Source organism: Oxalobacter vibrioformis, assembly GCF_027118995.1.
Lineage (GTDB): Bacteria > Pseudomonadota > Gammaproteobacteria > Burkholderiales > Burkholderiaceae_D > Oxalobacter > Oxalobacter vibrioformis.
This window is the reverse complement of record NZ_CP098242.1, coordinates 1,929,851-1,943,672: the sequence shown is the minus strand read 5'-3', so window position 1 is coordinate 1,943,672 and position 13,822 is coordinate 1,929,851. Positions and strand designations below refer to the sequence as shown.

Below are 13,822 nucleotides of genomic sequence, written 5' to 3'. Positions count from 1 at the left end.
TTCCTTGAACGACGGCATTTTTTTATGACAAAGCGGGAACAGCCGCCTGCGCATCATGCCCAGGCGGCGCGTGTTCAAAAGCCGGGTATGAACTGACCCCCAAAAGTTGGACGGAAATTTAAGTGGCTAAAGATGCCTGAGTTCTGAATTGCACAGGACTCAGGCCATTTAGTTTCAAAGAGATTCTATCGTGATTATAGTAGTGGATATACTCCCTTATTTCTGATTCCAGTTGTTCGACAGAATCAAATTTTTTGATGTAAAAGCACTCTGACTTCAGCGTGCCAAAGAAACTTTCCATCGCCGCATTATCCAGACAGTTTCCCTTGCGCGACATGCTCTGGGTGATTTCATGCCGTTGCAGGATTTTTTGGTAGGGTTTCATTTGATATTGCCATCCCTGATCAGAGTGAAGCATCGGCGTATCCCCCGGCTTCAGATGGGATACTGCTTCTGTGAGCATCTTCTCGACCATATCGAAATGTGGGCGCCTGGCGAGGCGATGGGCAATGATCTCATTGTTATACAAGTCCATGACTGGTGACAGATAAAGCTTTTCTCCAGAAACATTGAATTCAGTCACATCCGTTACCCATTTCCGGTTCGGCTGCCCTGCTGCAAATTGCCTTTGCAGCAGGTTGGGCGCAACCTGCCCGACATGCCCCTTGTAAGAACGGTATTTTTTGATGCGAATGAAGGATGCCAGGTTTAGCTGCTTCATCAGCTTTTGGACTGTCTTGTGGTTAATCATGTAGCCTTGTTGTCTCATGACACAAGTGATCCGGCGATAGCCATAACGCCCTTTGTGCTGATGAAAGGTATTCTGGATGGCTTGCTTTTCCAAGGCATACCTGTCCGGCTCCGCTTTCTTTTTGCAATGGTAGTAAAAGGTGCTCCGGGAAAGGAGAGCCACTCTCAGCAAGATGGGCGCCCTCGTTTGGTGTTTAACAAGGCATCTGTTCCTCTTTCACGGTAGATTTTATCCCATAAGGCGACTGTGCTAAACAAGACATTGAAATGCTTGGCAGTCGCATTTAATGAAAGATCGTGTTCATGCATGTGTTCTACAACCTGGCACCTGAATTGGCCATCATAACGGCGGCCTCGATGGCTCAGGCCTTCAACGCCATTTCGCTTGTAGGCACATATCCAGGTGCGAACGTTTATTCTGGGTATGCCAAATTGCTGGGCCGTCCTGATGGTGCCGCCTTGGCCAGATAGATGGTAGTTAATAACTTTTAATTTGAATGCCTCGGGATATTTTGACATGAAAACTGCACCTCCAATTCGTCAGACTTTGTCCAACTTTTGGGGGGCAGTTCAGTATTGCCCGGCTTTTTCCTGGATGAGATGAGCATATCCTAAAACTCTTCCCACTCACCGTTATCACTGTCATCCGAAGCGACTTTTGCCGGAAGCGATGCCGGTGCGGCGGCCCTGGCAGGCGCCGTTTTCACCTGGCGGGCCGGTGCAGCAGCGGCAGGCCGTTTCAGGGCGGGCCTGGGTGATGCCGACGGGACCGCAGGACGTGCAGCCGCAACAACCGGCGCGGCTGCAACAGCACCCATCCTGAACATGCTGACCACCTCGACAAGCGCCTTCGCCTGGCCCTGAAGGCTCTCGGCTGCCGCCGCCGCTTCTTCTACCAGTGCTGCATTCTGCTGCGAGACGGTGTCCATTTCGGTCACTGCCTGGTTGACCTGCTCAATACCCTGGACCTGTTCCTGCGTGGCCATGGTGATTTCGTTCATGATGTCGTTGACCCGACGGATGCTCTCACCGATTTCGAGCATGGTGGTAACAGCGTTGTTGACGAGTTCGGTTCCCGTGGAGACTTTGTCTACTGAATCATCGATGAGGTCTTTGATTTCGCGCGCCGCTGTGGCACTACGCTGGGCAAGGCTCCGTACTTCGGTGGCCACTACGGCAAACCCACGGCCCTGTTCGCCTGCTCGTGCTGCTTCTACTGCTGCATTTAACGCAAGGATGTTGGTCTGGAAGGCGATGCCGTCTATGACGCTGATGATGTCGACGATTTTTTTGGAGGAGTCTTCGATTTCTTTCATGGTGTCGGCAACAAGCCCGGCTGCATCGCCGCCTTTGGTGGCGATATCGGCGGCCTGGGTGGCCAGTTGGTTGGCCTGCCTGGCATTGTCTCCATTCTGGCGTACGGTGGAGGTGATTTCTTCCATACTGGACGCGGTCTCCTCCAGCGAACTGGCCTGTTCTTCGGTCCGCGCGGAAAGGTCCTGGTTGCCGGAGGCAATCTGGGCCGAGGCCGTGGCGATGGTGTCGGCACTGGTTCTTACCTGGGAGACAGCATGGTACAGGCTTTCGTTCATGTCTTTCATGGCCTGCATGAGCTGCCCGGTCTCGTCGGTGGTCTTGACTTCGATACGGCTCGTCAGGTCACCGGATGCCACGGTCTGCGCGACTTTTACTGCTTCGTTCAACGGGCCCGTTATGCCCGCCGTCAAACGCCAGGCGACGATGAGGCCGATAATGATGGCGGCAGCGGCTATCGCAAGGATGATCGTGCGTCCCGTCGCATAAGCGCTCTGGATTTCTTTTGCCGCGGTCTGGGAAAGCTTGATCTGCGCATCGCGCAGCGCCTCGAAACCTTTTACATATGCCTCATTATCCGTGACCAGCACCGTGGTGGCAATTTCGGCCGCCTTGTCCTTGCGTCCGGACTCATAGAGCTTGATAATCTCGGCGACATGGCTGCGGATGGTTGCACGGTGGTTCTTGGCCGTTTCCAGCAGCACCTTTGCTTCCGCATCGATCTTGAGTTCGTTGATCAGGCCGAGATAATGGTCAATCTGTTCGGTATACTGGCCCAGGGATTTTTTGCGCTGCTGGAAATTTTCATCACTGGCGGCAACGCCGAGGGCGCGTGCCATTGATCCGAAACCCTCTGCATTCTTGCAGATTTCCCGGGCGTACCCCTCGATGGCCACGGTGTTTTTCATCGTATAATCAGATTCAGCGGCTACCTTTTGCAGCTCATAAACACCGACACCGGCCACAGTCGCCATCATGATCAAAATCAGGATAAACCCTGAGATCAGACGTGCACCTATTTTCATGTTTCTCTCCCCGCTTTTTACATAATGGATCTGACAAGACAAACCCGGTTTCAGACATTTATTCCCTTGGCAATGCCGTATCTGAGAGCCCCATATCCGGGGCTGACATCAGCTTTTCAATGTCAACCAGGATCAGCATGCGGTCTTCCAGTGTTCCCAGACCAATCAAGTTGTCTGTGTCCATCAGTGTGCCCATGGGCGGTGCAGGACGGATCTGTTCGGGAGTAAGCGCTATGACATCCGATACCGAATCAACCACCATTCCCACGATCCGCTCCCCTATATTGAGGATGATGGTCACGGTCAGATGGTCGTAGTTGGCTTCACCAAGATTGAACTTGATGCGCATGTCGATGATGGGAACGATGGCCCCCCGCAGATTGGAGAGCCCTAAAATGAAGCCGGGTACGTTTGCCAGCTTGGTTGTCGGCTCGTACTCCCGGATTTCCTGGACTTTCAGGATATCAATACCGTACTCTTCATTTCCCAGCCTGAAGGCCAGATACTCCTGCGGCGCGGATGCCACGGTGTTTGAAGATGCATTAGTAAGTTCAAGGTTCGTTACCATTGCTTTCTTTCAGTAAAAAGTTCAGTTATCAGCACAAGGTGTTATTTTTATTTGACATTGATAAAAATAACACCTCACCCGAAGCATTATAACCAAATATTGACGTATGGAAACACCCTCATACGAGGTTTTATCTATTTTTTCAGTTTTTTCAGACATGGCCAGAATATTCCTGTTTTTCAGCATCTTTTGTTTGATGCACCCATTGCACTATCAGCAGCCTCCACGCATCCCACCGGGTTAAATCATCCTTGACATGCAAAAAAGTCGGGAAAATCCCGGCTTTTATTGTTGAAGGCATGAATGAGGCTAGAACTTTTCCCAGTCCTCATTATCATTTGCCGATGACCTTGGCGAAGACGATGGTGCATGGGGAAGTGCCGGCGCCTTCCTGGCTGGAACAGCCGGGTGCCGCACGGGCGGTTTGCCTTGCACAGGTGCCGGTGCAGAACATATCGGCGGCCTGGGTGGCCAGCTGGTTGGCCTGCCTGGCATTGTCTCCATTCTGGCGTACGGTGGAGGTGATTTCTTCCATACTGGACGCGGTCTCTTCGAGCGAACTGGCCTGTTCTTCGGTCCGCGCGGAAAGGTCCTGGTTGCCGGAGGCAATCTGGGAGGAAGCTGTCGCAATAGTATCCGCGCTCTGGCGTACCTGGGTAACGGCATTGAAGAGGCTGTCGTTCATGTCTTTCATGGCTTGCATGAGTTGGCCGGTCTCATCGCGGGAACGCACCTCGATACGGCTGGTCAGGTCTCCACCTGCAATGGTTTCAGCAATATGTACGGCTTCATTCATCGGGCGGGTAATACCTACTGTCAGAATCCCGGCAACCACTACACCCACAATAATTGCCACAGCAGCAGACCCCAGCATAATCATCCTGCCTGTCCTTGCCATCTGATCCACCTCAACCGCTTTCTCGTCAGCCTGCCTGACTTCATAATCACGGAAAGCATCAACACTCTGGACATAAGCATTTCGTGCCGGAGCCACTGCCTGTTTGAGATGTTTAAGCAACGCTTCCGACCCGACTGACGTTGAGCCCGCCACCCCTTTCATCTTGTACAGCTCTGCCAGCGCATTGCGATAGGTGGCACGCTTGGCGGCAATTTCCGTGAACATCTGCTTTTCTTCCGGAACCAGATTGCGCCCTTCGATACCGGCCAGATGACTATCAATCTCTTTTCCCTAGCCATCCATCTGGTCTGCTAGACGTTTGATTTCAGCGGGGTCCGCAAAGAGATGCCATAGATCAGCAGGCCCTGGTTGGACGCTGCACGCGCCCATGCGCGAGCCGGACGCTCCATGCCGACAGAATCAGCCAGCATGCTCTTGACGTTGCTGTCCATACTTGAAAACTCCCAGACACCACCCCCCGCCATACTGGTAATAAGGGCAATCATCAGCAAAAAACCCAGTGCAAGACGTGCACCTATCTTCATAAGAATTCTCCGTTCTCAGGTTAAATTTTGTTTAGATAGTGTCTACATGAGATATAAGAGATAAAACTCCCTCTGTTTGCCAGATGGCAGATGTTATGAAGCGATGATCATTATAGGAAGACCACCCTTTAACAGGAGATTCCATGAGACCAGCGTACAGACGCCACGACATATCCGACCAGGCCTGGGCTTTACTTGAGCCCCACCTTCCAGGACAGCCTGGTCAATGGGGCAGGATAGCCAAAGATAACCGCACCTTCATTAATGCTGTATTCTGGATATTACGCACAGGCGCCCCCTGGCGTGATCTTTTGCAGGAGTACGGAAAATGGGGAAGCGTTCACCAGCGCTTCATCCGCTGGCGCGACAAGGGCATATGGGAGCGCTTGCTGGAAATCCTGATAGATGAGCCTGATTTTGAATGGCTTTTGATAGATGCAAGTCACATCAAGATTCACCCCCATGCTGCTGGTGCAAGAGGAGGCAACCAGGGCATGGGGCGCACAAAAGGGGGCTCAACTCAAAAATACATCTGGCCGTGGATGCGAATGGTATGCCGGTCAGATGTCTTGTCACATCGGGTACCGTTGCAGATTGTACGCAGGCTTCACGGTTAATGGATGGGATATCCCCTCGCCATCTGGTGGCGGATCGGGGTTATGATTCAAACGCCATTATTGACCATGCAAAATCCCGCAACATCATACCGGTCATACCCCCAAAAAGGAATCGCAAGGTGCAAACAGACTATGATCGGCAGATTTATCAGAAACGTCACTTGGTGGAAAATGCCTTTCTTTATCTCAAGCGTTGGCGGGGTATTGCCACAAGATACGCAAAAAATCTCGCGACATTTGCTGCCGCTGTGCAGGTGCGCTGTATCGCCCTTTGGTTGAATGCGTTAATCATACTCAAGTAGACGCTATCTAAAACTTCTGCTCAAAAAACAATCATGACAAAAAGGCCAGCCTGTTGATCGCTGCCTCCCCCTGTCCTTACGGCACATTCGTTTTGCCTATGCATCTTCCGGTTTGCTCAAGACCGGTGATCCGGTGATACAAAGCCGAATATACTGTTGTAAAACCCTGTTTTCTGTAAACAGGTTTCCATGCAGCCACTTCATTTGTAAAATGGCCTGACTGCATTGACTTGTCGTTTATTATCAAAAAGACAACCTGGAAAATCAGGAAGTCAAATTACCGGATGATAATAATTATTTCTTTAACGCAACAACAACTCAAAATTGAAGGGCAGGCACAATGGGAATGCTAAAAGAATTTAAAGAATTCGCCATGCGGGGAAACGTGATGGACATGGCCATAGGCGTCATCATGGGCGGCGCCTTTGGCAAAATCGTCAGTTCCATCGTATCGGACGTGGTGATGCCACCGATCGGCCTGCTTGTGGGGGGCGTCAACTTTACCGATCTCAAGATTGTGCTCAAGCATGCCACAACCGATGCCGCCGGGCATGTCGTGCCCGCCGTAACACTCAATTACGGCAACTTCATCCAGACAACCTTTGACTTCCTGATTATCGCCGCTGCCATTTTCCTGGTGGTCAAGGGCATTAACAGCTTGCATCTGAAGAAAGCGGATGAGCCGGCCGCAGAGCCGTTACCCAGCAAGGAAGAAGTGCTACTGGCAGAAATACGTGATCTGCTGAAAGAACAGAACCAGTCGGCATCGGGCGAATAAAACGATCGGGAAAAGCCATCGCCTATCGCACCATGAGCGCCTGATCCGCCCTGAAATGCCGTGTTTTTCCGGCGATGGCGGTATTTCAGGCATACCGGTTCACACCATCGCCAGCCTTTTTCCATTCATCCAGGTAATCCAGATGGCACGGCATCACACAGTGACACGCAGACCTCCCGGAAAAGAGAGCACATCATGCGCAAAATGACACAGGATTCGCTTTCTTTTTTCGGAGGGTCTCCGCCTGGGGAAAACTTCCTCCGAGGTTGGTTATCAAGACAGGGGCTGACTGCCGTGTAATATCAAATTAACAACAAAACCCTCGGATAAAAAATGCACAATTCTCTTAAAAACAGAGAATCGCAAAAAAACCTCATTTATTTTATTTTCTTTTATATCTGCCATAACAACGGCTTGCTACGCTTATGTCTTTAGTTACATTAATGTCGTGCATGACATTGTCAGAAAACGATACCTGGATGGAAGAAGATGGCAGGAAAACAGACAATGCCTGTCTTCAGGATATCCCGTTGAGGAAACAGAAAACGTCCTTTCCCGAATGACTGATGCCACTGGTATCTCAAGGCTGTCCTTGCGATAAATGATTCGGGCAATATGCCCGCAAGCATTCTGCCGACAAAAAACAAAAGAGGCAATATATTTGCCCCTTTTATTCTTCAAATCATTGATTTAACAGATTTGGTAGGCACGATTGGACTCGAACCAACGACCCCTACCATGTCAAGGTAGTGCTCTAACCAGCTGAGCTACGCGCCTAAAGAAGGGGAATTATAACAGGGATAAAAAAAAAGGCAATTTTTTTTGTCTTTGCGCAAAAACGATTCAATTTGCCTATTTCTCCAAAAAAACCTGTTGCGCAAAAACAACAGGCAAGTCAAAAATATTTCTCTTTTTGAAATATATTGCATGGACTTCCACATAAGCTGAAATTAATCGGCTTATAATTGACCGGAAACATTTCATGACAAAAAGGCAATACTGAAACGACAAGCTCTACCAATCACCTTTTTTGAGCACGGCAGGTTTCGATATTTTTTGTCTGTTTTTCCTGACCATAAGCCCTCAGTGTCTCAAGGAAGATAAAAGTTACGCATCTGCAAAATATTCTGGGAATTTTTAGACAGCAGGCTGCTCAGGGGGTATATTTTTCGACTGTTTTTCTGATAATGATGAACAAAAAGGCGCATCAATGAAATTAAAGTTTATTTCAGCCGCTATCGGAAGCATCTTTCTGGTGCTTTCCGGTACAGCGTTAGCACAGACAACGCTCTCTGCTGCTGTTGACCATACCATCAAAACCAATCCCGATATTGCAACAGACGCCCGGCACCGCAGATCGATCGATGAAGCCCTGATTGGCGCATACAGCGGCTACCTGCCCAGTGCCGATGTGGGCTGGGGCTATGGTAGCGAAAAGGCCAAAAACAGCAATACCGGCTATCGCTGGAGCCACTACCTGCACCGCAAGGAGAAGTCGCTGACGGTTCAGTGGAACATCTTCCAGACATTCGGCACCTATTTTGAAGTTGAGCGCAACAAGGCCCGCATGCAGTCTGCAGCGTACAAGACAGCCGGAACTTCCGAACAGATTGCTCTGCGTGTTGTCGAGGCCTATCTGGATGTGCTGCGGATGCGCGAAACGGTTCGCCTGACCAAACAAAATCTGGACAACCACCAGAAAACCTACGACCAGATTCATATGCGCGCTGCAAGCGGTGTTGGACGCCGTTCTGATCTGGACCAGGCTGAAGCTCGTCTGGCACTGGCCAAATCCAATCTTGTTTCATCAGAAGCCAACCTGCGCGACGTGGAAATTGCTTATCAGCGCTACACCGGCACCCATCCGGATGACCTCTTCCAGCCGGAACTGCCGATAGACGCCCTGATGCCGACCAGTCTCGAAAACGCGATGGAAGTCGCCCGCGACAATAACCCGCTGCTCAAGCAGGCCAAGGCAGATGTTGAAGCGGCCAATGCACAATACCATGCTGCCAAATCACCGTTTGGCCCGCGTCTGGATGTCGAAGGCGGCATGACCGATTACGATAACACCGGTGGTGTCGAAGGCCCGAGTGACGACCGTTATATTATGCTGCGTATGCGATGGAACATCTTCCGTGGCGGCGCTGACATGGCCCGCCTTGGCGAAACCAAGCAGCTTTCCTATGAAGCCATGGAAATCAACAAGCGTACGCTAATGCAGCTCGACCAGAGCACTGCGCTTTCCTGGAATACCCTGGTATCCGTCCGTGAGCGCCTGCCCAACCTCAAGCAGCACGTAGATTCTGCACTGGCAACCCGTGATGCCTATACGCTGCAATTCTCCATCGGCCAGCGTACCCTGATCGACTTGCTGGATACCGAAAACGAGTACTACACGTCAACAGTTGAATACGTCAATGGTCAGTATCTGGAACTCTTTGCCGGCTACCGTCTCATGGCAGACATGGGTCGCCTGCTCCATTCATTGGGCGTACAGCACCTGGTTGATACCGATGCAACACAGCGTGTCGGCTGGACCAACCCGTGGAGCCGTTCGGATTACGCCGAACCACTGAAACAGATCCCGGTCGCACAGGCAGAAGAAGCTACAGCTGAAGAAGCGGCCCTCGTTCCGGAATCCGACGCTGCAGAACAGGGTGAAAGCTGCGCCAGGCAACTAAATACCCGATTCAGCGTCTAACCAGATAAACCCGACCCTGCCCTCCGGCACGGCCGGGTTTGTTTCTACATAGAAACATTATTTATGTGATAATGCAAAATGTGAGGGCTCTGGAACTATCAACAGCGAATTTTTTCGGCAACGAAAAACGCCTGCATCAGGGAATGCGTATTTTGCTGCGCATTATGTATCTTCTGTTGCTGGTTATATTCCTGCCGCTGCTGCTTCGTGCCGCAGATGTGCTGCCGGAATTCAGCGAAAAATACCTCGCGGCCGCCGAAAAAAAATATGGCGCAGGCGCAAAAAACCGCATGCAGGCATGGTCGCGCCTGATAGCCGAGAATCGCAACAAGCCCGAACAGGAAAAACTGCAGCTTGTGAATAATTTTTTTAACAAGGTTCCCTATGTCTCCGACCAGAAACACTGGGGAAAAAAGGACTACTGGGCAACTCCGGCTGAAATGCTGGCATCCAACGGCGCCGACTGTGAAGATTATGCGATTGCCAAATATTTCACCCTGGTTGCGCTGGGGGTGGATAACAGCAAGCTGAAGATCACTTACGTCAAGGCCATCAGTGAAGCCCACATGGTACTGACCTACTACCCTCAGCCCAATGCCGTTCCACTGGTACTGGATAACCTCATCCCGCATATCAAGCTGGCAAGCCAGCGCCCTGACTTAAAACCGGTCTATGCCTTCAACGGTGACGGCCTGTGGCTGGTCAAGTCGCAAACACTGGGCCATGTTGGCGGCTCAGGCAACATCCGTTTCTGGCGCGAGATGCAAAACCGGATGGGGAAGGAATTCTGATATGACGGACAAACAAAGAGAAAAACAGCAATACGGAAACATCCCGCATACAATATCTCTCATGGTGGAGATGAACGGTTTTTTGACAGGTAAAAACGAAAGAGACGACTCAAACCGGAGACGACAACCATGACGCTGCGACGACAACTCATCCTGCTTATCATCACGTTGTTTGTGCTGCTTTTCATCGGCACATTCACCATCAATGTCCATAATACGCGAGGTTATCTGAACGATCAGTTAAAGACCATCTCGCAGGACACGGCCACGTCACTCGGGCTGATCCTGTCTCCCTACATGGCCGAATCCGAGACCATCGTCATGGAAACCCACATCAATGCACTCTTTGACAGCGGGTTTTATCGGAACATCACAGTCTATGGCATGGATGGGAAAGTCATCGTGGAGCGTTCCGATGCCGAACCGCCAAAACAGGTGCCGGGCTGGTTTATCAGCATGTTCCCGCTCGAAACCCCTTATGGGGAAGCCCTGATCATGAACGGCTGGAACCAGGCAGGCAGCGTCCATATCAGCGCCAATCCTGAATTCGCCTATATCCGTCTCTGGGCAGCCTGTGTGCAGTCCCTGTTCTGGTTTGTCGGTTCCTTCATTGTTATTTTCGGCATGGCACTCGTTGCCATCCATTATGTGCTCCGTCCGTTAAACGCGGTTGAAAAGCAGGCGGAAGCCATCTCCAACAAGGATTATGTCATCCAGACCCGCCTGCCATGGACCGTTGAGTTACGGCGTGTTGTCATCGCCATGAACCTGATGTCCGGCAAGATCCGTGATATTTTCAGTGAACAGGAAGAAGCGCTGGAACGTATCCGCTTTGCAGCCTATACCGACAATACGACCGGCCTGGCCAACCGTGCCTACTTCACCATGCGACTGAATCACATGATGCAGTCCGGCGATGATTTCGAGCACGGCGCACTCGTCTTCCTGGAGATTTCCAATCTGCAGGCCATTAACAACCAGTCCGGCCACAGCGCCGGAGACGCCCTCTTGCGCGGTGTCAGCGACCTGATCAAGACACAGATTGAAAAAAGTCCGGCCAACGAAACCTTTGCGGCCCGTCTTTCCGGTTCCACCTTTGCCATTGCCCTGGCGGGTATATCAGAAAGAGCCGGCTGGGAATTTTCAAAAGACCTGGCCGCCGCGCTGCCGTCGCTCCATGAGAAAGGCCTGGCACCAACTGATGAAATCGGCCATATTGGCCTGGCCTGCCGAAGCACACAGACCATGCAGCAGCTAATGTCTGAAGTGGATATGGCATTGCGTGCAGCCCAGATGCAGGGTAAAAACGCGTTCTATGCGCACAAAAAACACGCTGCAGACGAATTTGAGCGCCTGACGGCGACCCAATGGATTGCGCTGCTGCGTGATGTCGTCGAACGCCGCCACAATACCCTGCTTTTGCAGTCGACCTTTGACAGCAGTGATACCACCAGGGTCATGCAAAGCGAAGTCCTGTTACGTATTGCCAACCAGGACGGCAAGCTGATTCCGGCGGGTATCTTTATCCCGATGGTTAACCACCATGGCCTGACACAGGCATTTGACCGCATGGTAATCGACGAAGTAATGGAAAGGCTGGAGCAGCCCGGCAGCCCGACCGAGCCGATTGCGATCAACCTGATGCCGGCATCCATCCGTGATCCGGAATTTGTCATGTGGGTCGTCACCAGGCTGCGGGAAAAACCGCAAATCGCCAAACGCATGCTGTTTGAGCTCAGCGAGTATGCCATCAGCCAGAACCTCCATGCCGCACAGGTATGGGCCGAACAGATTCTGCCGACCGGCGCAAAACTGGGTATTGAACATTTTGGCCGGGGCAATACACCAGTCCACCTTCTTGCCCAGCTACGTCCGGCATACCTGCAGATTGATGGCAGCTTCATTCGCGGCATCGACGAAAATCGCGACAACCAGCAATTTGTGGATTCGATTGTACGAATGGCACACAGTCATGACATCATTGTCATTGCGGAATTTGTCGAAACCACCAAAGAACTCGACATCCTCAAGAGCCTGCGTGTCGACGGGGTTCGCGGTTACGCCCTCTCCAGACCGGCAATCTGGACAAAAGATGGCATTGAAGAACCTGACACGACAAACACACCGGGTAGCGGTATCCTGACATCGAAAAAAACGGAAGAAGAGTAAATCAAACCCGGCGCATGCCGGGTTTTTTTCAGCCGGGCGGACGGCCCGAAACCCGCAGTGCCAGCTGCAGACGATCCTGAACCTGGAGTTTGTCAAAAATCGCTGTCAGATGCGCTTTTACCGTGCGGTCAGAAATATCCAGTTGGCGGGCAATATCCTTATTGCTGGCACCACTGCCAACCAGCCTGGCAACCTCCCGTTCCCGTTTGGTCAGGCAGCTTAAAACGGCTTCATCCGGCTGGGCGGTTTCTGCGCCATTGGAACCGGACGACGAAGCCAATGCCGCCGAGTCGGACGATCTGGCAGAAAAATCCCGCAGCTTGGAGAGCAGTTCGGGAATACCGGCACTGGAAAGCCATACGCCCCCCTGCTGAACCACATCGAGAATCTTCCGGCATTCCGCTACGGAAAGAGAGGAAGAACAGCAGGCAACCGCACCGACTGCCAGCCCTGACAGTTCTGCTGTAGGGGTAAACTGGATACCGGAAAGAATCAGGCGGGCACCTTTCTTGATTTCGGAAATGGCACGCAGGATATCAGGATCCTTACCGTCTTTTACGGTCATATCCAGGACAATAAGACGTGTTGTGTTGATCTCCAGTAATGCTTTCAACTGGTCAATGCTGCCGACATGCACAACCGCATCGGGTTGCGAGACGACCTCGTCCCATTTATGGAAAAATTCACTGCTTGCAGAAGCAAGTATCAGCACCCTTTATTCTCCCCCTGAACCGTCATGAAATTTTTTCAACCACTTATTTAGTCATCTTCTTATACGATTGAGTTGGAAAAAACTTAACTGTTTCATTCAAGCAATTTTTGCTTTACACTATTTCATACAGGCAATTTTATACTTTAATTACACAGTGCCCAAGCAATTTTGAGAAATCATAACAGTAACAGCAACATTTAACAATAACGGCGCAATTACGAATGAAAATAAAAAATATAGGGTAATATCTTCAGGAAAAGATAACACCTGACAGTGAGACAGACATGCCCTATGCAATCAGAAATGTAAACGGTGAGATCATCGCCCTTACTGCATTACCCAACAGGGAAGATGATACGCCTGTGATTTTTTCAGATCCGGAAGTTCTCGGTTTTTTGACCAGGGAAGCCGGCGGCAATGATCCACAAAAAAAATTCCATGAACTGTTGGCCCAGGATTTCCAGCAAATCCGTATTATGGAAGATCTGATCGACCTGCTGACAGCAAAAGGCACGATTCTCTTTTCAGAATTGCCCATTGCAGCCCAGGAAAAAATTCTCAGAAAGAAAACCCGGCGCGAGGAAATTGACCAGACAAATGACATCCTGGTTGATGACAAACCCATCCTCTAGAAAAACGTCATACACTC

Annotated in this window: 11 protein-coding genes, 1 tRNA gene and 1 pseudogene; 6 read left to right on the top strand and 7 right to left on the bottom strand. The window is 51.0% G+C overall.

The window, feature by feature from the left end; genetic code table 11:
• Positions 1-118 precede the first annotated feature (118 nt).
• The 5 genes and pseudogenes from NB640_RS09580 to NB640_RS09560 all read right to left on the bottom strand — a co-directional run bounded on the left by NB640_RS09580 (position 119) and on the right by NB640_RS09560 (position 5,100).
• Positions 119-1,269: pseudogene (locus NB640_RS09580) on the bottom strand (IS3 family transposase).
• Between the two features lie 92 nt (positions 1,270-1,361).
• Entirely contained in the window at positions 1,362-3,089 is a 1,728-nt protein-coding gene (locus tag NB640_RS09575; RefSeq protein WP_269308485.1) for a methyl-accepting chemotaxis protein, read from the bottom strand.
• A gap of 58 nt (positions 3,090-3,147) precedes the next feature.
• Positions 3,148-3,657, bottom strand: coding sequence for a chemotaxis protein CheW (locus NB640_RS09570; protein WP_269308484.1), 510 nt, complete (start codon positions 3,655-3,657; stop codon positions 3,148-3,150).
• Positions 3,658-3,991: 334 nt separating this feature from the next.
• Positions 3,992-4,780, bottom strand: a complete 789-nt coding sequence (locus NB640_RS09565; protein ID WP_269308483.1) for a methyl-accepting chemotaxis protein — start codon at positions 4,778-4,780, stop codon at positions 3,992-3,994.
• Positions 4,781-4,866: 86 nt separating this feature from the next.
• Positions 4,867-5,100, bottom strand: a complete 234-nt coding sequence (locus tag NB640_RS09560; protein ID WP_269308482.1) for an MCP four helix bundle domain-containing protein — start codon at positions 5,098-5,100, stop codon at positions 4,867-4,869.
• A 143-nt stretch (positions 5,101-5,243) separates the two neighbouring features.
• Here NB640_RS09560 and NB640_RS09555 point away from each other — a divergent pair.
• Positions 5,244-6,019, top strand: a protein-coding gene (locus tag NB640_RS09555) for an IS5 family transposase (RefSeq protein ID WP_408637922.1) whose coding sequence is annotated in 2 segments (ribosomal slippage) — positions 5,244-5,616 and positions 5,616-6,019 — 777 coding nt in all. Because the reading frame shifts where the segments join, the coding sequence is not laid out codon by codon here.
• Positions 6,020-6,365: 346 nt separating this feature from the next.
• Entirely contained in the window at positions 6,366-6,797 is a 432-nt protein-coding gene (gene mscL / locus NB640_RS09550) for a large-conductance mechanosensitive channel protein MscL (RefSeq protein ID WP_332880211.1), read from the top strand.
• Positions 6,798-7,497: 700 nt separating this feature from the next.
• On the opposite strand, the gene NB640_RS09545 is transcribed toward mscL, so the two are convergent.
• Positions 7,498-7,574: transfer RNA gene (locus NB640_RS09545), tRNA-Val, on the bottom strand.
• Between the two features lie 433 nt (positions 7,575-8,007).
• On the opposite strand from NB640_RS09545, the gene NB640_RS09540 reads away from it, so the two are divergent.
• The 3 genes from NB640_RS09540 to NB640_RS09530 all read left to right on the top strand — a co-directional run bounded on the left by NB640_RS09540 (position 8,008) and on the right by NB640_RS09530 (position 12,461).
• Complete coding sequence (locus tag NB640_RS09540; RefSeq protein ID WP_269308479.1) at positions 8,008-9,501, top strand: TolC family outer membrane protein; 1,494 nt, start codon at positions 8,008-8,010, stop codon at positions 9,499-9,501.
• Between the two features lie 80 nt (positions 9,502-9,581).
• Positions 9,582-10,292: a transglutaminase-like cysteine peptidase gene (locus tag NB640_RS09535; RefSeq protein ID WP_269308478.1), complete on the top strand. Its 711-nt coding sequence runs from the start codon at positions 9,582-9,584 to the stop codon at positions 10,290-10,292.
• Positions 10,293-10,421: 129 nt separating this feature from the next.
• Positions 10,422-12,461: a bifunctional diguanylate cyclase/phosphodiesterase gene (locus NB640_RS09530; protein WP_269308477.1), complete on the top strand. Its 2,040-nt coding sequence runs from the start codon at positions 10,422-10,424 to the stop codon at positions 12,459-12,461.
• 28 nt (positions 12,462-12,489) lie between these two features.
• Here NB640_RS09530 and NB640_RS09525 read toward each other — a convergent pair whose 3' ends face one another.
• Positions 12,490-13,173, bottom strand: coding sequence for a response regulator transcription factor (locus tag NB640_RS09525; protein ID WP_269308476.1), 684 nt, complete (start codon positions 13,171-13,173; stop codon positions 12,490-12,492).
• A 284-nt stretch (positions 13,174-13,457) separates the two neighbouring features.
• On the opposite strand from NB640_RS09525, the gene NB640_RS09520 reads away from it, so the two are divergent.
• Complete coding sequence (locus NB640_RS09520) at positions 13,458-13,805, top strand: hypothetical protein (protein WP_269308475.1); 348 nt, start codon at positions 13,458-13,460, stop codon at positions 13,803-13,805.
• Positions 13,806-13,822: the final 17 nt, after the last annotated feature.

Coding starts and splice junctions, on each gene's coding strand:
- mscL (WP_332880211.1), top strand. CDS start 6,366: ATGCTAAAAGAATTTAAAGAATTCGCCATGCGGGGAAACGTGATGGAC.
- NB640_RS09540 (WP_269308479.1), top strand. CDS start 8,008: ATGAAATTAAAGTTTATTTCAGCCGCTATCGGAAGCATCTTTCTGGTG.
- NB640_RS09520 (WP_269308475.1), top strand. CDS start 13,458: ATGCCCTATGCAATCAGAAATGTAAACGGTGAGATCATCGCCCTTACT.
- NB640_RS09575 (WP_269308485.1), bottom strand. CDS start 3,089: ATGAAAATAGGTGCACGTCTGATCTCAGGGTTTATCCTGATTTTGATC.
- NB640_RS09560 (WP_269308482.1), bottom strand. CDS start 5,100: ATGAAGATAGGTGCACGTCTTGCACTGGGTTTTTTGCTGATGATTGCC.
- NB640_RS09570 (WP_269308484.1), bottom strand. CDS start 3,657: ATGGTAACGAACCTTGAACTTACTAATGCATCTTCAAACACCGTGGCA.
- NB640_RS09565 (WP_269308483.1), bottom strand. CDS start 4,780: ATGTTCACGGAAATTGCCGCCAAGCGTGCCACCTATCGCAATGCGCTG.
- NB640_RS09530 (WP_269308477.1), top strand. CDS start 10,422: ATGACGCTGCGACGACAACTCATCCTGCTTATCATCACGTTGTTTGTG.